Raw genomic sequence first — 19,679 nt, forward strand, 5'->3', positions numbered from 1 at the left:
TAAATACTGGTGCTTTGTGTCGAAATTTTAAGGTTTTTTCTTTTTTGCAGCTTTAAAGTTTAAGAATTCTACAAATAAAGAAAATGCTATAGCAAAATACAAATAGCCTTTAGGTATTGCGCCGACTGTTTGTCCGAAAAATTCAGTATGCGATAAATGTGCAGCTTCTGTTATTAGCATAAAACCTATAAGGATTAGGAAGGCGAGTCCTAAAATCTGTACACTCGGGTGTTTGTCAATAAACTTCCGAATCGGATTAGCGAAGCCAATCATTATTCCAATTGAGATCATCACTGCAATAATCATTAATACTAATGTGTAATTGTGGTTAGGGTGTAGACCGTTGGTCATTCCGACAGCGGTTAGTATTGAATCTATAGAGAATATAAAATCAATTATAACAATCTGAACTATAGCGCTGCTAAGTGATTTTATGGGTTTAGATTTTATCTGGTCTACATCGTGTGATGGATCTTCTACTTTTTCTCTGATTTCAGAAGTGCTTTTATAGATTAAAAATAAGCCTCCAGCAAATAGAATGATAGCTTGCCAACTAATTCCTACGGACAGCCAATTGGTTTCTATACTATAAAAAGGTTTACTGAGTCCGACTAAAAAAGAAACAAAAAATAGTAATATGATTCGCTGAACCAGAGCGAGCAATAGTCCTATTTTAGTGGCTTTACTTCGTTGGTGTTCGGGGAGTTTGTTTGCTGCAATAGATATAAATACAATGTTATCTATACCGAGTATGATCTCCAGAAATGTTAAAGTCAGCAATGCTATTATAGCATCGGAAGTCAATAGGAAATCGAGCATAATGTTATTTTATTTTTATTGCGACACCTTTTTCAACTCGTGAAGGTCTATTAGGTCTTTTTACCGCGAGTTTATATTCAAAAGTATAGGAATCATCCGTTGTGGATAGAATCTTCATGTGAATAGCTTCTTTTTCGGAATTAGTGGTGGGGTGTAATTTTTTTAATATGAATTCGCAATCATTAATCCATCTAATAGAAGATGAGTCTGCTTTTTCCTCGTGGTAATCAATATTGAAATCTTCGGTGCGCATAAAGCGTGAGGTGTGCTCAATGCCATCGAGGTTGTAGGTGAACTCAAAAGTACCTGTTTTGAAATCTGTGCAATCGCGTTCTATTGAGTAGCAGCTAGTTAGTAATATTAATACTAATAATGAAAGAAAAAATCTCATATAAATCTTTTGAGCAAAGATAATGAATAGTGCAATATTATGGCTTGTAACTTTTAAAAGTTCCGTCTTTGTAAAATATTACAATTTTGTCAATTTCAGAATCAGATTTAGATCCAGCTTTAGATTGAGATTCAATTTGAGGAGTAGGATTCGGCTCTGGAGTTTGTGGTTTTATTTTTGCTTCAGTGGTTTGCGGGGGTGGTGATTCTGAAGTGTTAGGTTGGTTGGGGAACTTTCCTTTTCCATTCATTAGCCAATACAATTCTACTTCGGGATAGGAGTGTAGAACTTTCATTACAAAATCTAAACTAGGCTTGTTTCTGCCGCTTAAGATATGAGAGATACTAGAGCGTTGTACTCCGATTTTCTCTGCGAAACTAGAAGCAGATTCGCTGTAAAAATCAATGACTTTTTGTAGGCGTCCAGTAAATTCTTTGGAGTTTATCATTGTAAACTTAAGGTTTGTGATTATAACGATACAAATGTAAACAATAGTATCTGTATTTGTGCTAAATGTGGTATAATTATTTTATTAATATTAAATAATAGGTTTGATTTTGCGTATTATTTACCTGAAAACAAGTATATTGATGGTTTAAAATGTATTTAACAGAATTTAGTATTAGTATTTGGTTTTTGGTATTGAGATTTGGATGAAACATTGTTTACGAATGTAACAAATTTATTGATTTTAATTGTTTACAATTGTAAAAAACCAAATGATTACATTTGTAACCATTAATTTAGTCCTATGAATTTAAAGTCTTTAAAGCAGATATTTTTAGAAGTAAAAACGCCCGAACTTTTTGGTCGTTATGTCACCAATTCTCACATAGAAAATTGTTTAGATAAATTATCAAAACCTATTATTTCTACACTTGGGTATTCTGTTGAAAACCGACCAATATATAGTTTGAAATTTGGTAACGGACCCATCAAAATTTTGCTATGGTCACAAATGCACGGTAACGAATCTACATCGACTAAAGCGCTTTTTGATTGTTTTAATTTGTTTGAGGCTGAACATAGTGTTTCAAAACAGATTTTAGAACGCTGTACTTTAATGGTAATTCCTATTTTAAATCCGGATGGAGCTGAGCGATTTACACGTGTAAATGCTAATAAAGTTGATTTAAACAGGGATGCACAACATTTATCACAGCCAGAAAGTCACATACTTCGGCAATCCTATACTGATTTTAAGCCACAGTATTGTTTTAACCTTCATGGACAGCGGACCATTTTTAGTGCCGGTGAAACAAATAATGTGGCAACGCTTTCGTTTTTGTCTCCGGCGCAAGACCAAGAGCGGACGCTCACAACTAATAGGAAAGCCGCTATGTCTATTATAGCTGAGATAAATCAATTACTTCAAATTGAAATTCCTGATGGAATAGGGCGCTATGATGATGGTTTTAATATTAATTGTGTTGGAGATACATTTCAGAATTTTGGCATACCTACATTATTGTATGAAGCTGGGCACTATAAAAATGATTATGATAGGGAAGAGGTTAGGCGTTTAATGTTTGTTGCTATTTTAAAAGGGCTCGATGTTATTGCTAATGGGGTTAATGCTGATAAGTATGACGCTTATTTTGATATACCAGAAAATGCAAAATGTTTTTATGATGTTATTATAAGAAATGCAAAACGTAAAGACTTAAATGATTTGGTGGATATAGCCATTCAATATAAAGAGGTTTTGATAGATTGTAAATTGCAATTTGTGCCAGTGGTAGTGGAAGTCGCTAAGCTAAATAACAAGTACGGACATAAAGAAATAGAAGCCAATGGCTTTTTGGTAGAGACAGAAGAAAATTCTGAACTAATTATAAACTCCGAAAACGATTTCGTAATAGTGAATAATGAAAGAATCTCATTAAAACCGTAAAAATATTCAGTTTTAATGCATAATTGTTAATGTAAATATTCTATTTTTGCGTTTAGTTTAAAGATATTATAATTATGGCAAAGTTTAAATTAGATGAAGTTGATCACCAAATTCTCGATATGCTTATCGATAATACGCGTATTCCTTTCACAGATATAGCAAAAAAATTACTAATCTCTGCAGGTACTGTTCATGTACGTGTAAAGAAAATGGAGGAAGCTGGTATTATTATGGGGTCGTCTTTAACATTAGATTACCAAAAACTCGATTATTCATTTATAGCTTATGTAGGCGTTTTTCTTCAAAATACATCACAAACTAAATTTGTTTTAGAGCGTATTTCGGATATTCCTTATGTAACGGTGGCACATATCACCACAGGGAAATTCAATATTTTCTGTAAAATTAGAGCAAAAGATACAATGCATGCTAAGGATATTATCTTTATGTTAGATGATATTGATGGTGTCTATAGAACTGAGACTATGATTTCGTTAGAAGAGAGTCTTAATGATAAAAAACGTTTGATGCATACCATTTTTAATGAATTGTAATCAAAATAACATATTTTAACAACGGCCCTTAGTTACTATGATTAAGGGCTTTTTTTAATTTGAATTATTATGAACTCTATAAAAGTATCAGAATACAACCCTTATTATAAACCCTATATTGATGCAGTAAATAAGGATTTAGGTATTGTTGAAGGATTAAAGCAAAATTTAGATGATGTAGTTTCTTTTTATTCTAATATTCCAAAGGAAAAGCATAGTTATGCCTATGCCGAAGGGAAATGGACTATAAAAGACGTATTACTTCACATTATAGATACTGAACGTATTTTTGCGTACAGAGCTTTACGAATCGCTAGGCAAGACGGCACGCCTCTTGCGGGGTTTGAACAAGACGATTACGTTGTGCATGCAAATGCAGAAAAGCGTACTATGGAAAGTTTGTTAGAGGAATATAGAACTGTACGGCAAGCAACAATTACATTGTTTAGTTCATATGATACAGATACATTACTTTTTATTGGAGAAGCCTCTGGATTTCCTGTATCCGTTAGAGCAATTGGTTATATTATAATGGGCCATGAAAATCATCACCTCAAAATTATAAAGGAACGCTATCTTTAATTCGCGTAATAATCAAACGCTTCTAAAATCAAATCATTACTAACTACGCAATCTAGTTTTGGTTTTCCAATAGCTTCAAGAAGTACAAATTTTACCACACCATGACTGTTTTTCTTGTCGTATTTTAATAATTCGATGATATGTTGTTGATCTGCTTTAGTGATTTCAACTTTAGAAAACGTTTTTAAAATGCCTTTAGTAATTGTATCTAAAGAATCGTTGCTTAAACCGGTAATTTTAGTGGATAAATAAGTTTCTAAAATCATACCTACAGCAATAGCTTCGCCATGAAGTAACGGAGTTTTATCTGCATTTTCCATGAAATAACTTTCTATAGCATGCCCTAAAGTATGTCCGAAATTTAAGATTTTTCTTAAGCCTTGTTCGGTAGGATCAGAAGTTACTACTGTATTTTTAATAACAATTGAATCGTAAATTAAGCGGTCTAAATCAGAAAGATCTAAATTTTCGAGATGTGTTAATGTATTCCAATAAGCTTCATCATAAATTAATCCATGTTTTAGCATTTCGGCAAAACCAGAAACCATTTCGTTTTGAGGAAGTGTATCTAAAAAAGACGTATCCACTCCGACCATTACGCCTTCATTTATAACTCCTACTTGGTTTTTCAAAGATCCTAAATCAACTCCTGTTTTTCCGCCAACAGAAGCGTCTACCATTGCTAATAAAGAGGTTGGTATGTTTATGTAGGTTATGCCGCGCATATAGGTACTTGCGACAAAGCCACCTAAATCTGTTACGACACCGCCACCTAAATTGATTAATAAACTTTTGCGATCGGCATTATACTCTGATAAAGCTTCCCAAACACCAGTACAAATATCAATAGATTTGTGTTCTTCTCCATTTGGCATTTCCATAACTTCAATAGCTATGTCGCCAGATTCTATGCGCTCTTGGAACTTTGGCAAACAATAATCGTGTGTGTTTGTATCTACCAAAATAAATATCTTAGACGGTTTTGCTGTTTTAATGTAGTTATTAAGTTCTGTGTAAACTTCAGAATTAAAGTGTACTACGGCGTTTTTTGTTGAAATAGATTCCATAATTAATATTGTCTGCAAAATAGGATGTGAAAATACTTCCTTTTTAGAAAAAAAAGTAAGACTATAATAAATATATTTGCATTTATATTCTTTTAGCTAATGATAAATCGTTCACTCTTTGAGGACACAGGCACAGCATTTACTTTAAAATCTGATTCAGAATTAGATCGTGCCTATTTTTTATTTAAGATGATATCATCTGAACCTTTGGTTCGGATTGGTACTATAGTGACAAATTTTGCATTGAAAGCACATCTACCAGTAGAAAAATTAATACGGGCGACAGTGTTTGATCATTTTTGTGGAGGTGTTAATGAAGAGGATTGTTTGCCTGTAATAGATAAATTATATACAGAAGGAGTTAGCTCTGTTTTGGATTATTCTGTGGAAGGTAAAGCCGAGGAAAATCAATTTGATAATGCTTTAGAGAAAATATTAAAAATCATTCGTTTTTGTGATGACAGAGAAGCGATGCCGATTGTGGTATTTAAGCCTTCTGGTTTTGGACGCTTTTTGTTGTATCAAAAGAAGACAGAAGGAGTAGCATTAACAACTGAGGAAGACGCTGAATGGGGTAGAATAGTAAACCGTTTTGATACTGTTTGTAAACTCGCTAAAGAAAAAGACGTTGAAGTTTTAATTGATGGTGAAGAAAGTTGGATGCAAGATGCAGCTGATGATTTGGTAGAGGAGATGATGCGTCGTTATAATAAAGATGTCACTATAGTATATAATACGTTACAATTGTATCGTTGGGATCGATTAGATTATTTAAAAGATTTACACCAACGTGCTAAAGAGAATGGGTTTAAAATAGGCATGAAGATTGTTCGTGGTGCTTATATGGAAAAGGAACGCGATCGTGCATTAGAAAAAGGATATGACTCTCCAATTTGTGAAAACAAAAAAGCAACAGATGATAATTTCAACGATGCATTGAATTATATTCTCAATAATTTAAAAGATATTTCTGTCTTTATTGGTACACATAATGAAGCCAGTTGTTTTTTAGCTATGGATCTTATGGAAACACATAAGATCGCCAAGCAGGATAATAACGTTTGGTTTGGACAATTATATGGTATGAGTGATCATATTAGCTTTAATTTGGCGGCTCAAGGTTATAATGTCGCTAAATATATTCCTTTTGGCCCTGTTAAGGATGTGATGCCTTATTTAATTAGAAGGGCAGAGGAGAATACATCTGTTTCTGGGCAGACTAGTCGTGAGTTAACTTTGTTAAAGACGGAGAAGCGGAGGCGGAAGTTGTAGTTATTTGATTATTTTATCTAAAATCATCAATCCTAATTTATTAGCACGATACAGATTTTTATTTAAAGACTTTCCTTGGTGATATTTAAATAAATTAATTAGAAAATTAGTGCTTTTTATATAATGATTTTTTGTCGACGTCGAAATAAACGAAGTCATTGCATGACGTTTGATATTTTTATAATCTCCATAATCTGTTTTAATAAGGTCCTTATTTTTAGTGGAAAATGTAGAAGCTTTATAGCCAGCTGCAATAGAAAGTTCTACACTCAATTCATTGTAACCACCACCTGGCCAACATAAATATTCAACTTTTTTGTTTAGTTTTTCTTCTAAAATATTTTTGCTTTCAAACAACTCATAACGATATCTTTTATCCATGTCTTCATCCGATTCGTAGGTGCCAGAATATGCGCTAAGCTTTTTATTTAATTTATTTATAAAAATAGTTTTATCTTTTTTATCCTTAATATCAGAATAAATTTCAGAGGCATACTTTATTAATTCGTCATCGGGAAAGTAACGACGTAATCCTAAGGCTCTATCAAATTCAAAAATAGGACTCCCTTTTGGAACATATTTTTCTTGATCCTCAATGTTATAATATGGTTTTCTGTCAGGTCTATTGATCCAAGGCATCCAGTCGTAATGCGGTTGACCTGTATATATATCTTTAATTTTATTAGACTTGAAATAAAAATTATGGCTCATGCTGTGGGATTGTATATCTATTACGCCAGATTTATCCAACTTTTTTATTTCTGCCCAATTAAGAAATCCAAGTGGGGATAATTGGTTCTTCTTTATCTTTTTGTCCCATACATCATTTAAGTTGTTTCGAACCTTATTTGAGCCATCAATAAACTCAGGATTTATAAATATGGTTCCTTTTAAATTATATTTTTTTAAAATAGGATAAGCGTAAACCCAATTATCTAAATAACCATCATCAAATGTTAGAACAACTTGTTTAGATGAGTTGTCATTAGAGTTAGGGGTGTTATTATACCATTCTTCTAGAAAAACTGTTTCGTAATTTTCTTTAACTAAAAACTTACAAAAATTTTCAAAATGATCTAAAGAAACTGAAAGCCAATTCCGATACCAATTTTCATTTTCACAACCGATACTGTGGAACATTAATACGGACATAGGAATTTAATATTTGAAATTAAAAATTACTTCTTTGAAAAATAGTACCATTTTTTCTTTTTATGAGGATTGTTACCGTATCCATAACCATAGCCATATCCTTTTTTGCCAAAATCAGTTCCGTTTAGAAGTATATTCATATTTGGTAGACGCTTATCATTGTAAAGCGGTTTTGCCACTGCGGCTAATTGTCTTTTGTCAACGTTATTTGCGCTTACAACATATATAAACATATCCGCAAACTTTGATACAAGTAATGTGTCACTTACCAAGCCTACTGCAGAAGTATCTACAATAATATAATCGTACTTATCTTCAAAATATTCAAATAAATCCTTTACTCTGTCGCTCATCAGTAATTCTGATGGGTTAGGAGGAATTGTTCCAGAAGAAATAACATCTAAATATTCGTTATTCTTTAATTTATTTATAATTGCATTTAGTTTTATTGATTTATCAGCAATGTAGTCTGATAAACCAATTTCAGTAGACGGTTTCTCTTTAAGATATTGCATAATCTTTGGAACTCTAATATCCATTTCTATTAGTAATACTGTTCTTTCAGAAAATGAAATTGATGTTGCTAGGTTAGTACTTGTGTGTGATTTACCTTCTTGTGCTCTTGTGGATGTAATAAATATTTTTTTAGATTTAGAACTATTCTTTTTTAATAAAAAATCTATGTTTGACCTAATAATTCTAAAAGCTTCAGCTTTCGGCGAATAATCAACTTTAGAGATTAGCTTTGTTTTTTTACTTGTTAATGGTACATCACCTATGTATGGAATACTAAGTACTTCTAATAGGTCATCTTTGTCATAAATCTTTGTGTCTAGTAGATCCTTTAGGTAAATAAAGGCTATTGGAAATACGAGACCTAAAATAAAAGCAGCTAAATAGGTAAACATTTTATTAGGTGACACAGGTGTGTATGATGAATATGCATTATCTATTACCTTAGCATTAGGAGTAAACATACCCAGTCTTATTGCTGATTCTTCTCTTTTTTCTAATAAATATAAATAAAGTGATTCTTTAATACTCTGTTGACGCTCAATATCTCTTAGTTGTCTTTGCTTTGTTGGTGCAGAATATAATTGCCCTCTAATTCTAGCATCTTCTCTATTAAGATTATTGAGTGTTATTTCACTAGACTTTCTCATGTTTTCTAATGAACTACCTAATTGTTCTTTTAACGTATTAATTTGATTGTTCAAATTAATTACCACAGGGTTGCTTTCAGTAGAATTTTTCAATAATTTATCACGTTCGGCGACTAATTCATTATGAGTTTTGGTAACTTGGTTTATGCCACCATCTGATAATCCGATATTAGAAGGTAAAAGATCAGAACTACTGCTCTTTTCTTTTAATTCTTCTTGCATATAGTCAATTAATTGAATATTATTTGTAGTGCTGTTTATTTGAGATTCATTTTGTCTTTCACTTTGCAAGTATATATCTGCCTGTGAGCCTAGGGCTGTTAAGTTATTTCGTTTTTGAAGTTGTTCTGCAGAAAAGTCAACTTCTTCTAATTCTTTAAATACTAATTCTAATCGATTATTAATAAAGTCTGAAGTTACTTTAACAACCTCTTCTTTATCAATAATAACATCGTTATTGTATTCTTTTATTATTTGGTTTAAGACATCTATTGCTCTTTTTGGAATGTTGTCTTGAAGGCCTAGTTTTACGATGCTAGATTCAGCTCCCGTAGATATTATTAGATTGGATTTATACTGTCCTATTATTGAGGATATGCGTTTTATTGATACTCTCAAATTACTTCCAGTTGTTGGACTGTATTTTCCACTATTAGGTACAATTACGATATCGCCAAATCCTGTTTTTATCCGGTCACCAAAAGAAAAGTGTTTTCCTAGAGCATCATCACGATTCATTAGCGATTTTCCATCATCTTTAAACATTAAAAATTCTGATGGGGATTTTATCTTAATAAAAAGCGTAGTATCTATTTTATGTATAATAGAATCGTGAGCGAAAAAATTTAATTTTATAGGAGGATTTTCATATATCTCTTGCTCTTTTATTTTACCTTGTTTATAATATGTAATATTAAGGTTTAAATTCTTGACAATGTTAGAAAGCAGTGTTCTAGAGGTCATTACAGCAACCTCATCTGCTATAGCAGTTGATTTGCCAGATAAAAGACTACCTCCACTTAGTTCTGATAAACTAGGTAATTTTTGAGATTCCTTATCGTCTTTAATTCGTATTGTTGCCGAAGCCTCATATTGATTGGTTGAATAGCGCAAGTAACTATATGCTAAAGCCAGTGCAATAATGACAAAAAATGAAATTAATTTCCATCTAGAAAGATATAAATCCAATACTTTCTTTATTTCTTTTGTAGATATAACGTTTTTAGATTCCATGTAAAACTATATTATGATTACAACATTATTTAATCAAGAAGACAGCAATTACTGTCGTTAGCGTGCCAATAGCAGAGATTAATACACCATTGTTTTGATTATAGGTTGAAGAGCGTATTTTAGCATTATTAGGTTCAACATATATGACGTCATTCTGTTGTAAGTAATAAAGCGGTGAGTTAACTGAATTAATTGAAGTTAAATCAATATTGGCAAACTTCTTTTTCCCATCGATTTCTCTTATTAATTTTACATTTTTACGCTTTCCAAAGATGGTTAAATCACTAGCGTAACCTAAAGCTTCTAAGAGAGTTACTCTTTCGTCTTGCATTGTAAAAGTTCCAGGGCGATTGACTTCACCAATTATAGTTATTGTAAAATTAGCCAATCTAACATTCACAATGGGATCCTTTGCCATTTTGCTAATACGTTCAACTAGCATAGTAGTTAATTCTGACCGTGTTAATCCTTCAATTTTTAACGTTCCAAAAACAGGAAACTCAATATTACCATTATAATCAATTAAATAGGTTTGTTGGGTTAAACCTCCCTGTGCACTTAATAAGTTTGAGGCGTTGTGTGAAACTACTGGTAAATTAAAGGGACTAACGGTAGCTGGGTCCAATGCAGTTACATTAATAGTTAATATATCGTCCGGCTTATAAATCAATTCAGTTGGTTCTGATGAAAGCTGTCCTTCTAAAAGAGGTTCATCTTGAAAATAAATAAAATCTTTTCGAGAGCCACATGATGTTGCCAAAAAGATTGCTAATATTGAGATGATAAGAAAACGTGTTTTCATGTTTAACGTTGTTATAGTTTTATTGAAAAATTTAATTTATTTTTTTATATCTAACACTTCATATGTTGAGTTGTTAGAGATGTATTCTGGTATTAAATGCTTTATCAAAGATACAATTTCTAAGGGCTGTGTTAAAGAATTTATTGCTGTGAGATTATTAATTTGTTTTTCGATATTACTAATATCCACATATCTAGATTTTGCAATCATAATTTTATCATGATACGTTTTTTTAGTATTCTCCCCATCTGCAAGAAGCTCTTCATAAATCTTTTCACCAGGTCTTAAGCCTGTTATTTTAATATCGATATCTTCAGGATATCTTAGTCCAGATAAAATAATCATGTTTGTCGCTAGACTAAAAATCTTTATTGGCTCCCCCATATCAAATACAAAAATTTCACCACCATTACCCATAGCTGCAGCTTCTAGAACTAATTGACAGGCTTCAGGGATGGTCATAAAATATCGCGTAATATCTTTGTGAGTTACTGTTAAAGGTCCGCCCTTATCTATTTGCTTTTTAAATAAAGGGATAACAGAACCATTAGAACCTAAAACGTTACCAAACCTTGTTGTTATAAATTTTGTATGCCCTTTTCCTTTTAGGCAACTGACGTAGAGCTCAGCAATACGCTTTGTTGCACCCATTACATTTGTTGGGTTAACAGCCTTGTCCGTCGATATCAGTACAAATTTATCTACACTATGTTTTACTGCTATATCTGCAACATTTTTAGTACCTCCAATATTAACACTAACAGCTTCAAATGGGTTGTTTTCCATTAACGGCACATGTTTGTAAGCTGCTGCATGGAAAATTATTTTAGGTTTATAAAGATTGAATATTTGATCTATTCTCGTTCTGTTACGAACATCAGCAACAATAGCTTCAATATTTTCTAAGCCTTGTTGTCTAAATTCTTGTTGTATATCATAGAGCGCAGACTCTGCATTATCGACTAATATTAATTTTTTGTAGTTATATAAACTTACCTTTCTACAAATCTCACTTCCAATAGAGCCTGCAGCACCAGTTATTAAAATAACTTTATCGTCGTATTGGTCTTCTAAGTCAGGGTTTTTTATATTAATTGGGTCTCTACCTAATAAATCTTCAATTTTAACTTCTTTTATTTGACCAACACTTAAGTCTCCATCTATCCAACTTTGAACAGGCGGTACAATTTTAACTTTAAGGCCTAAAGAAAATAAACTCCCCGTAATTTGAAGCAGTCGGGTAGGGTCTATGTTTTGAATTGAAATTATAACGTCTTCGACATCATTGTTTTTAATGAAATCTTCTGTAATAGATTCAATACTATAAACTTTTAATAAGTTTATTTTTTTTCCAATTTTACGTTCATCATCATCAATGAAACCGACAACTTCTAATCCACTTTTGGTGTCATTTTGAATCGCATCGTAGGTTAACATTCCTGAATTTCCTGCTCCAAAAATTAAAACATTAGAGACTGATTGAAAATCTTGAGTTATATGGTTATAAATAGATTTGATAAATAGCTTAGCTCCAATGAGCAATAAGATATTTAATAATAAGTTAATATAAATAATAGATCCAGGTAAATTAAAAATACTGTTGTCACCTAGCATTTTTCTACTTAAAAACGTAAAAAATATTAGAATAGTAGCTAAGATATTTGCTCCAATAATAATATTTACAATGTCTTTAAATCCTGTGAATCTAACAACCCCCTTATAGGATCCAACGGCAACAAAGCTAATAGCGGCAATAACTGCTACATATGGAACTTGATTTAGTAGGTTTATGAAATCAAAATCTATCTGAAAATTATATCGTATTAAATAGGCCAAGAAAAATGAAGCTATTACTATTATTACGTCGAATAATAGTACGAGCCATTTTGAGGCATATTTTTCCGATATTTTATTCAGAAGTTTAATTAACATGTTACAAAATACGAATTTATCGCTGAAACTATTCTTCCTAATTCATTATCAGTAAGATTTGATCCGCTAGGCAGACATAAACCTTTCTCAAATAACTCATCAGAAACACCATTAAGGTAGCTAGGGTACTTTTCGAAAACTGGTTGTTGGTGCATTGGCTTCCACAGCGGTCTAGACTCAATATTTTCTTTCTCTAATGCCAGCCTTAAACCTTCTCGAGTCTCTTTAGAATCTAAGAGAATGCAAGATAACCAACGGTTAGAAAAATAGCCTTCTGGTTCTTGTAAAAAAGTAATCTTGTTATTCTTTTTAAAAGCATCAAAATAAAATTGATGGTTAGAACGGCGTTTGGCAACATGACTATCTAATATTGTCATCTGCCCACGACCAATACCAGCAACGATATTAGACATTCTATAATTATATCCAATTTGCGAGTGTAAATAATGTGGCGCATCATCTCTAGCTTGGGTTGCTAAAAATACAGCTTGTTGCTTAAGTTTCTTGCTTTTAGTGACTAAAGCACCTCCTCCTGAAGTCGTTATAATTTTGTTTCCATTAAACGATAATATTGAAAAATCTCCCAGCGTACCACAATTTTTACCTTTATACAAACTTCCTAAGGATTCTGCACTGTCTTCAACAACAGGTATGCTATATTTTAAAGCAACTTCATTAATCTGATCAACCTTATAAGGCATACCATATAAATGTACAGCAATAATAGCTTTAGGTTTTACTCCTTTAGATATTCTGTCTTTAATCGCGATTTCTAGTTGCGCAGGACACATATTCCACGTGTCTCTTTCGCTATCTACAAAAACCGGAGAAGCTCCCTGGTAAACGATGGGATTAGCAGAAGCCGAAAATGTTTTGCTTTGGCAAATGACTTCATCCCCATTGCCAACGCCTAACATAATTAGACTTAAATGTAAAGCAGATGTCCCAGATGCTAACGCCGCAACATGTCGATTATCTTTAAGGTAAGATTCTAAATCACTTTCAAAACCATTGACGTTTGGACCTAATGGTGCGACCCAATTGGTTTCGAAAGCTTCATTGATGTAAGATAGTTCATTACCACTCATATGTGGTGATGAAAGCCATATTTTAGGTTTCATATGTAAAAATTGTTAAGTAATTATGCTATTACTATTCAATTTCATGTCATTAGAGGGATTTGGGACACGATCTAATTTAATAGGTAAATATGCGTTTTTATATCGGGTTAACCCTAATTAAAACGATTAAAAGCAGATAATTACGTTTTTTATTTTGGTAAAAGTAGTGAATATTATAATCCATTTGATGTATGATAATTTTTTGAATAATCTTAATCAGATAATTATGACAAAAACCTTACATTTGAGTTGCTTGTTTAAAAAATAATTAGATTTATAAATTGATATAAATTTAGATTTTTTATATCTTAATATTTTTTAAACAAGTATAGTATTAACTATGTTATCTTTATCAGCATTATAATATCGTTGAAAAATGTAATCTAAATTGATAAAATGAATATCTTAATTACTTCAGCAGGACGAAGAGTTTCGCTTATAAGATCCTTTCAAAAAGAATTAAAGAAAATAAATAAAGACAGTAAGGTTTTTGCAACCGATGCTGACCCTGTTTTGTCTGCGGCTTGCCAAATTGCTGATGACTTTTTTAAAGTCCCAAGATTAGATGCGCCTGATTATATTTCGGTTTTAATGAATTTGTGTAAAACACATAATATTTCTTTAATTATTCCTACCATAGATACTGAATTACTTGAGTTGGCAAAGACTAAAGAAAAATTTAAGCAAGAAGGTATAGAAGTTGTGATTTCGTCGGTTGATTTTGTTTCTAAGTGTAGAAACAAACGTGTAATACATCAATTTTTTGAATCACAGAATGTGAGTGTGGCTAAAGAATACGAAAAAGACAATTACAGTTTACCACTTTTTATTAAGCCCCTAGATGGAAGTAGGAGCGTGGATACGTATTTAATTAGAACAAAAGAAGAGCTAACAGACTATCATTTTAATAATGAAAAGTTGATGTTTTTAGAGTATATAGATCATGATGATTTTGATGAATTTACATGTGATTTATATTTTAGTAAAGATCATACCTTAAAATGTGTGGTGCCAAGAAAGCGGATAGAGGTTAGAGATGGAGAGGTTTATAAGGCATTGACAGTCAGTAATGTTTTGATTCCTTATATAAAGAAAAACTTAAATAAAATAGAGGGGGCCGTTGGGTGTCTTACGGCTCAGTTTTTTTTGCATAAATATGATAATGAAAAAATTTATGCCATAGAAATTAATCCTCGTTTTGGTGGAGGTTATCCTTTATCATATTTATCTGGTGCTAATTTTACTAAATGGCTTATTGAGGAATATTTATATGATAAATCAATAGAAGAAAAATTTGATGTTTGGGAAAGTGATTTATTAATGATTCGTTATGATGATGAAGTTTTAGTACATGGATATAAAGATTAACGAAACTACCGTGGTCGTCTTTGATTTAGACGACACCTTGTATAATGAATTAGATTACTTGAGGTCTGCTTATAAGTCTATTGCAATATTTGTAGAGCCAAAGGATTGGAAAGCTTTGTATTCAAAGATGTTCTCATTATATAGATGTAAGTTTAATGTTTTTGAATTTGTTGCTAATACCTATAAAATAGAAATAGGACATCTTGTAGAGATGTACAGAAATCACCAACCAGATATTCAATTATTTGAAGGTGTTTTAGAAGTATTTGATGCCATCAAATCAAAAAACGGTAAAATAGGAATCATCACTGATGGTAGATCTAAAACGCAAAGAGCAAAGTTAGAGAGTTTAGGTATTTTAAATTATTTAGATAAGATTATTATATCTGAAGAAATAGGATCTGAAAAGCCAAGTTCAGCCAATTTTGAAGCTATCGAAAATGCTTTAACAGGGGCAGAATATTATTATATAGCAGACAATTTGAAAAAAGATTTTTTAGCACCAAATGCTTTAGGATGGAAAAGTGTTGCATTAATAGATAATGGCAAGAATATACATTCTGAATCACACATGTATATGGAAGCTAAACATCGACCAAAAGCCTTTGTGATTGATTTCAGCGATTTTAATATAAGCTAATTTTTTTATCTAAATTTCTGATTGCGTACCCATAAATTCGGGCATATCAAGATTCTCAGAATTGTTGATGTCTTTTCTATTTATTACTTTGTCTATAGTTTTTAGAATAATTCTAAAATCTAATTTAAATGATTGTTGCTCTACGTAATAAACATCATATTCAAATTTTTGCTCCCAGCTAATTGTGTTTCTTCCATTTACTTGAGCCCAGCCTGTGATCCCTGGTAAAACGTCGTGTCGTCTATTTTGTCTTTTATTGTAGCGATCTAAGTATATCGGTAATAATGGGCGTGGACCAATTAAGCTCATGTCTCCTTTAAGTATGTTGATTAATTGCGGTAGCTCGTCTAAAGATAATTTTCTGCATATAGCACCAATCTTTGTAACACGTTCCATTGCAGGTAATAAATTGCCATTGCTATCTGTTTTATCTGTCATGGTTTTAAACTTAATAATAGTAAATATCTTGCCTTTTTTGCCAGTCCGTTCTTGGTAGAAAAAAGGTTTGCCGTTATTAAGTATTAATAGACTGAAAACAATAAATAAAAACAAAGGAGCTATGATAAGAAGTCCTGTAAATGCAGCTAAAAAGTCAAAAATACGTTTTATGAATGTTCTGTATAGTTTCATGTTTTACTTAAGCTTTAAGAATGCCCTTTATTAATTGAATTAAATCATTATTTATAATATCAACATCAAATCGTTCTTCGGCATATTTTCTACTATTAATTCCCATTTCTTTGATTTTATCCGGATGGATTATAAAATACTCCATGGCTTCAACTAATGCTTGTAAATTTTGAGGTTCTATTAAAAAGCCATTAACGCCTTCCTTTACAGATTCTCTGCAACCTACGGAATCTGTCGTAATAATTGGATTACCGCATGCACAGGCTTCAAGAGTTGTTCTTGGTAAGCCCTCTCTATAGTAACTGGGTAAAACAAATACATCTCTTTTATGTAGATGTTGGTCAATATTACTTTGTTCACCATGAAACACTATAATTCCCTCTTTGTGTAGATTATTTAATTCGTCTATACTAATTGCAGAAGGAGAGGTTTCGGGAGAGCCAATTAAATGAAATTCAGCCTTAGGATATTTAACTTTCAATATCTTGGCAGCTTCTAGGTATAAATCAATGCCTTTTTCTTTAATCAATCTTGCAACTAAAAGGAAACTAGCATGTTCTGATGGGTTTTTTTCTTTAAAGCTAAATTGGTTTAGGTTAACTCCAGAGCCACTAACAAAATCTACTTTTTGATTTTTTAGAATGATTTTTCTATCTAAGAACAATTGGTAATCATCTTTATTTTGAAAAACGATGACTTTATTTTTTCGAATAGATAATTTATATAGGATTTCATTAAATCGTTGTAACAACCTCGCTTTAGTTGATAAGCCTGTAAATGCATAACCCAAGCCAGTAATTAATGAGATTACAGGTACTTTACATTGATTAGCCGCAATTGAGCCATAAATAACGGGTTTAACAGTGTAAGGGAATACGAGATCTATATCATTATTTCTAATTAGTCCTTTTAATTCACTTATGGATTGCAGATCTTTAATAGGGTTGAGGCCAGTTCTATTTAAACTAAATTCTAATGGAGTCGCACCTAGCGCTTCTAGTTTAGCACGTATATCTTCAGGATGCTCTGGTGCAGCAGCAAAAACTTGAAATCCATTTTTTATTAAACTCTTAATAAAGTCGCCTCTAAAATTTATTAAAGAGCCCGATAGAGATGCAATCAGCAATATTCTTTTTTTATCCATCTCTAATTAGTTTTGTTTTAGAAAATTAAACGTATACCATTTCTGAAAACAGTAATAAGACCATACCCTAAAAGTACTATCTTTTTTACTTTCTAAATGATCTTTAACTAATTTCGTTATAACGTCTACATTAAAAATACCTTGCGATTTAAGCATGTCTGGTTCTATATAGGATTCTAATTCTTTTCTAAGGCTTTGTCTTAACCAGTCGCCAGTAGGTGATCCAAATCCACTTTTACCTTTTTCTAAAAATTCAACAGGAAACTGATCTCTAAATGCTTCTTTTAAGATATACTTTTTGTTCCACCCTTTCATTAAATAGCTTTCAGGTAGGGTATTTGCAAATTCCCATAACTCCCTGTTTAGGAAAGGGGCTCTGCATTCTAAAGACGTCAGCATACTGGTTCTGTCTACTTTTGCTAACATGCCTCCTTCTAGACTCAAAATTTTATCTACAAGTCTAAAATCGGTTAAACTTTCAATCTTTTGTTTTCCTAAAACGGTTTTATACTCTTGAAAAATATTGGCATCAAAATAATCTGGTGACATTATTTCGGCTAATTGATTGCTCGTATTGGCAAGTGAAATGATATCCCAATAAAAAGCACCATCATAATCAATAGCATTTAAGAGTTTATTAATCTGAAATTTTCGACCACGAGTGTCATCTTTATTTATAAGGTACTTATTGCTTAAAGCAGCAATAGATTTATGAAGCCCTTTTGGTACAACACTAGTGTATTTTTTGTTCATTTTACCAATGTAGTACTTATTGTATCCTCCAAATACTTCATCTCCACCATCTCCTGTTAAAGCAACTGTGACGTGTTCTCTCGTTTTTTCGGACAATAGGTGAGTGGGGAGTGCAGCGGTATCTGAGAAGGGCTCATCGAAATTAATTAAAATTTCGTGGATGTTATTTTTAAGATCGTTTTCATCAATTATAAACTCATGGTGATTACTATTTAATTGTTTAGCAACCACTCTAGACTTATCTGTTTCGTCGTAGGATGCTTTTTTGAATCCAATAGAGAATGTATCTATTTTTTTGTCGGTGGTTTGTGCTAGACATAATGAAATGATAGAAGAATCTACACCACCAGATAAAAATGTACCTAAACCAACATCTGCAATAGATCTACTATCTACACTTTTATAAACTAGATCTTTGGTTTTTGCTTTTGCATCTTCGAAAGAAATATTTGTTGGTTTTGGTTTTGGTTCAGTGTTTATTTTATGAATTGTAGTATGATGTGATGATAAATCGTATTCAATATAATGATTAGCTTCAAGCTTAAAAATGTTTTCGTATATGGTGTGTGGCGCAGGAATGTAGGTTAATCTGAAATAGAGGTTCAATCCTTTTTTCGAAATATTAGGAGTGAAATCAATCGTATTTATAATAGACTTTAATTCTGATGCCCAAATGAATTCGTTATCAGTATGGGTATAATAGAGTGGTTTTTCGCCAAAGAAATCACGTGCGATAAATAGCTTATTGATGTTTTTATCATAAATACTAAACCCAAACATACCATCTAACCATTGAAAAGATTCAACTCCATGTTTTTCATAGGCTTTTAAGATAACCTCTGTATCACTAGACGTTTTAAACGTTACTCCTTCAGATTCTAATTTAGATTTTAAGACTTTATAATTATAGATTTCACCATTAAATACAATGACGATTTGTTTATCATCTGAAAAAATAGGTTGTTTACCCGAAGATAAATCTATAATGGATAACCTACGCATTGCCATACCAACAGTAAATTCCTCATTTTCTTCAGAAAATAAGCCGTCTTCATCTGGTCCTCTATGAATAATTAAATTATTCATTGTATTAAGAACAGCTGTTATGTCGTCTTTCTTTCTATTAGTTTTGGCTACAATACCGTTAATTCCACACATTTTG

At 31.8% G+C, this 19,679-nt stretch carries 18 protein-coding genes; 6 read left to right on the forward strand and 12 right to left on the reverse strand.

Features of this window, described 5'->3' with window-relative positions; translation table 11 throughout:
- Nucleotides 1-27: 27 nt before the first annotated feature.
- The 3 genes from DFQ09_RS06025 to DFQ09_RS06035 are packed head-to-tail and all read right to left on the reverse strand — an operon-like array spanning nucleotide 28 to nucleotide 1,658.
- Nucleotides 28-819, reverse strand: a complete 792-nt coding sequence (locus tag DFQ09_RS06025; RefSeq protein ID WP_115808749.1) for a TerC family protein — start codon at nucleotides 817-819, stop codon at nucleotides 28-30.
- A 4-nt stretch (nucleotides 820-823) separates the two neighbouring features.
- A complete protein-coding gene (locus DFQ09_RS06030; RefSeq protein WP_115808750.1) occupies nucleotides 824-1,210 on the reverse strand; it encodes a hypothetical protein in 387 nt (128 codons plus the stop codon).
- Between the two features lie 37 nt (nucleotides 1,211-1,247).
- A complete protein-coding gene (locus tag DFQ09_RS06035) occupies nucleotides 1,248-1,658 on the reverse strand; it encodes a helix-turn-helix domain-containing protein (protein ID WP_115808751.1) in 411 nt (136 codons plus the stop codon).
- A 303-nt stretch (nucleotides 1,659-1,961) separates the two neighbouring features.
- On the opposite strand from DFQ09_RS06035, the gene DFQ09_RS06045 reads away from it, so the two are divergent.
- From DFQ09_RS06045 to DFQ09_RS06055, 3 genes are all read left to right on the forward strand, one after another.
- Complete coding sequence (locus DFQ09_RS06045) at nucleotides 1,962-3,104, forward strand: M14 family zinc carboxypeptidase (protein WP_115808752.1); 1,143 nt, start codon at nucleotides 1,962-1,964, stop codon at nucleotides 3,102-3,104.
- Between the two features lie 74 nt (nucleotides 3,105-3,178).
- Nucleotides 3,179-3,658, forward strand: coding sequence for an Lrp/AsnC family transcriptional regulator (locus DFQ09_RS06050; protein ID WP_092443151.1), 480 nt, complete (start codon nucleotides 3,179-3,181; stop codon nucleotides 3,656-3,658).
- 69 nt (nucleotides 3,659-3,727) lie between these two features.
- Nucleotides 3,728-4,240 carry a DinB family protein gene (locus DFQ09_RS06055; RefSeq protein ID WP_115808753.1) on the forward strand — a complete coding sequence of 171 codons (513 nt, stop codon included), beginning with the start codon at nucleotides 3,728-3,730 and terminating at the stop codon, nucleotides 4,238-4,240.
- Here DFQ09_RS06055 and aroB read toward each other — a convergent pair.
- Nucleotides 4,237-5,307 (reverse strand): 3-dehydroquinate synthase, encoded by a 1,071-nt coding sequence (aroB, locus tag DFQ09_RS06060; RefSeq protein WP_115808754.1) that lies wholly within the window; start codon nucleotides 5,305-5,307, stop codon nucleotides 4,237-4,239. The two genes, DFQ09_RS06055 and aroB, sit on opposite strands and share 4 nt — an antisense overlap.
- A gap of 99 nt (nucleotides 5,308-5,406) precedes the next feature.
- Here aroB and DFQ09_RS06065 point away from each other — a divergent pair, with 99 nt between their 5' ends.
- Nucleotides 5,407-6,579: a proline dehydrogenase family protein gene (locus tag DFQ09_RS06065; protein ID WP_115808755.1), complete on the forward strand. Its 1,173-nt coding sequence runs from the start codon at nucleotides 5,407-5,409 to the stop codon at nucleotides 6,577-6,579.
- Here DFQ09_RS06065 and DFQ09_RS06070 read toward each other — a convergent pair whose 3' ends face one another.
- From DFQ09_RS06070 to DFQ09_RS06090, 5 genes are read right to left on the reverse strand one after another with little or no spacing between them, the layout of a single operon-like run.
- A complete protein-coding gene (locus DFQ09_RS06070; RefSeq protein WP_115808756.1) occupies nucleotides 6,580-7,731 on the reverse strand; it encodes a polysaccharide deacetylase family protein in 1,152 nt (383 codons plus the stop codon).
- A gap of 26 nt (nucleotides 7,732-7,757) precedes the next feature.
- Nucleotides 7,758-10,127, reverse strand: coding sequence for a GumC family protein (locus DFQ09_RS06075; RefSeq protein ID WP_115808757.1), 2,370 nt, complete (start codon nucleotides 10,125-10,127; stop codon nucleotides 7,758-7,760).
- Nucleotides 10,128-10,152: 25 nt separating this feature from the next.
- Nucleotides 10,153-10,929 (reverse strand): polysaccharide biosynthesis/export family protein, encoded by a 777-nt coding sequence (locus DFQ09_RS06080; protein ID WP_115808758.1) that lies wholly within the window; start codon nucleotides 10,927-10,929, stop codon nucleotides 10,153-10,155.
- A gap of 36 nt (nucleotides 10,930-10,965) precedes the next feature.
- A complete protein-coding gene (locus tag DFQ09_RS06085) occupies nucleotides 10,966-12,861 on the reverse strand; it encodes a polysaccharide biosynthesis protein (RefSeq protein ID WP_115808759.1) in 1,896 nt (631 codons plus the stop codon).
- Entirely contained in the window at nucleotides 12,855-13,982 is a 1,128-nt protein-coding gene (locus DFQ09_RS06090) for a DegT/DnrJ/EryC1/StrS family aminotransferase (protein ID WP_115808760.1), read from the reverse strand. The genes DFQ09_RS06085 and DFQ09_RS06090 overlap by 7 nt, the downstream gene beginning before the upstream one ends.
- Before the next feature lie 396 nt (nucleotides 13,983-14,378).
- On the opposite strand from DFQ09_RS06090, the gene DFQ09_RS06095 reads away from it, so the two are divergent.
- Nucleotides 14,379-15,350, forward strand: a complete 972-nt coding sequence (locus DFQ09_RS06095) for an ATP-grasp domain-containing protein (protein ID WP_115808761.1) — start codon at nucleotides 14,379-14,381, stop codon at nucleotides 15,348-15,350.
- Complete coding sequence (locus DFQ09_RS06100; RefSeq protein ID WP_115808762.1) at nucleotides 15,334-15,990, forward strand: HAD family hydrolase; 657 nt, start codon at nucleotides 15,334-15,336, stop codon at nucleotides 15,988-15,990. The genes DFQ09_RS06095 and DFQ09_RS06100 overlap by 17 nt, the downstream gene beginning before the upstream one ends.
- Nucleotides 15,991-15,999: 9 nt before the next feature.
- Here DFQ09_RS06100 and DFQ09_RS06105 read toward each other — a convergent pair whose 3' ends face one another.
- Genes DFQ09_RS06105 through asnB form a run of 3 tightly spaced genes read right to left on the reverse strand, consistent with a single transcriptional unit; the run spans nucleotide 16,000 to nucleotide 19,675 of the window.
- A complete protein-coding gene (locus DFQ09_RS06105; protein WP_115808763.1) occupies nucleotides 16,000-16,620 on the reverse strand; it encodes a sugar transferase in 621 nt (206 codons plus the stop codon).
- A gap of 7 nt (nucleotides 16,621-16,627) precedes the next feature.
- The gene (locus DFQ09_RS06110; protein WP_115808764.1) at nucleotides 16,628-17,764 is read right to left on the reverse strand and encodes a glycosyltransferase family 4 protein; all 1,137 of its coding nucleotides are present in this window, start codon (nucleotides 17,762-17,764) and stop codon (nucleotides 16,628-16,630) included.
- A 6-nt stretch (nucleotides 17,765-17,770) separates the two neighbouring features.
- Nucleotides 17,771-19,675, reverse strand: coding sequence for an asparagine synthase (glutamine-hydrolyzing) (gene asnB / locus DFQ09_RS06115; protein ID WP_115808765.1), 1,905 nt, complete (start codon nucleotides 19,673-19,675; stop codon nucleotides 17,771-17,773).
- Nucleotides 19,676-19,679: the final 4 nt, after the last annotated feature.

The sequence above is a fragment of the Winogradskyella pacifica genome, from assembly GCF_003386275.1.
In the GTDB taxonomy this organism is placed as follows: domain Bacteria; phylum Bacteroidota; class Bacteroidia; order Flavobacteriales; family Flavobacteriaceae; genus Winogradskyella; species Winogradskyella pacifica.

Excerpts from the sequence above, each read along its gene's own strand:
- DFQ09_RS06085 (WP_115808759.1), bottom strand. The coding sequence starts at position 12,861 with ATGTTAATTAAACTTCTGAATAAAATATCGGAAAAATATGCCTCAAAA.
- DFQ09_RS06065 (WP_115808755.1), top strand. The coding sequence starts at position 5,407 with ATGATAAATCGTTCACTCTTTGAGGACACAGGCACAGCATTTACTTTA.
- DFQ09_RS06030 (WP_115808750.1), bottom strand. The coding sequence starts at position 1,210 with ATGAGATTTTTTCTTTCATTATTAGTATTAATATTACTAACTAGCTGC.
- DFQ09_RS06055 (WP_115808753.1), top strand. The coding sequence starts at position 3,728 with ATGAACTCTATAAAAGTATCAGAATACAACCCTTATTATAAACCCTAT.
- DFQ09_RS06050 (WP_092443151.1), top strand. The coding sequence starts at position 3,179 with ATGGCAAAGTTTAAATTAGATGAAGTTGATCACCAAATTCTCGATATG.
- asnB (WP_115808765.1), bottom strand. The coding sequence starts at position 19,675 with ATGTGTGGAATTAACGGTATTGTAGCCAAAACTAATAGAAAGAAAGAC.
- DFQ09_RS06100 (WP_115808762.1), top strand. The coding sequence starts at position 15,334 with ATGGATATAAAGATTAACGAAACTACCGTGGTCGTCTTTGATTTAGAC.
- DFQ09_RS06080 (WP_115808758.1), bottom strand. The coding sequence starts at position 10,929 with ATGAAAACACGTTTTCTTATCATCTCAATATTAGCAATCTTTTTGGCA.
- DFQ09_RS06090 (WP_115808760.1), bottom strand. The coding sequence starts at position 13,982 with ATGAAACCTAAAATATGGCTTTCATCACCACATATGAGTGGTAATGAA.
- DFQ09_RS06070 (WP_115808756.1), bottom strand. The coding sequence starts at position 7,731 with ATGTCCGTATTAATGTTCCACAGTATCGGTTGTGAAAATGAAAATTGG.
- aroB (WP_115808754.1), bottom strand. The coding sequence starts at position 5,307 with ATGGAATCTATTTCAACAAAAAACGCCGTAGTACACTTTAATTCTGAA.
- DFQ09_RS06095 (WP_115808761.1), top strand. The coding sequence starts at position 14,379 with ATGAATATCTTAATTACTTCAGCAGGACGAAGAGTTTCGCTTATAAGA.
- DFQ09_RS06075 (WP_115808757.1), bottom strand. The coding sequence starts at position 10,127 with ATGGAATCTAAAAACGTTATATCTACAAAAGAAATAAAGAAAGTATTG.
- DFQ09_RS06025 (WP_115808749.1), bottom strand. The coding sequence starts at position 819 with ATGCTCGATTTCCTATTGACTTCCGATGCTATAATAGCATTGCTGACT.
- DFQ09_RS06035 (WP_115808751.1), bottom strand. The coding sequence starts at position 1,658 with ATGATAAACTCCAAAGAATTTACTGGACGCCTACAAAAAGTCATTGAT.
- DFQ09_RS06110 (WP_115808764.1), bottom strand. The coding sequence starts at position 17,764 with ATGGATAAAAAAAGAATATTGCTGATTGCATCTCTATCGGGCTCTTTA.
- DFQ09_RS06105 (WP_115808763.1), bottom strand. The coding sequence starts at position 16,620 with ATGAAACTATACAGAACATTCATAAAACGTATTTTTGACTTTTTAGCT.
- DFQ09_RS06045 (WP_115808752.1), top strand. The coding sequence starts at position 1,962 with ATGAATTTAAAGTCTTTAAAGCAGATATTTTTAGAAGTAAAAACGCCC.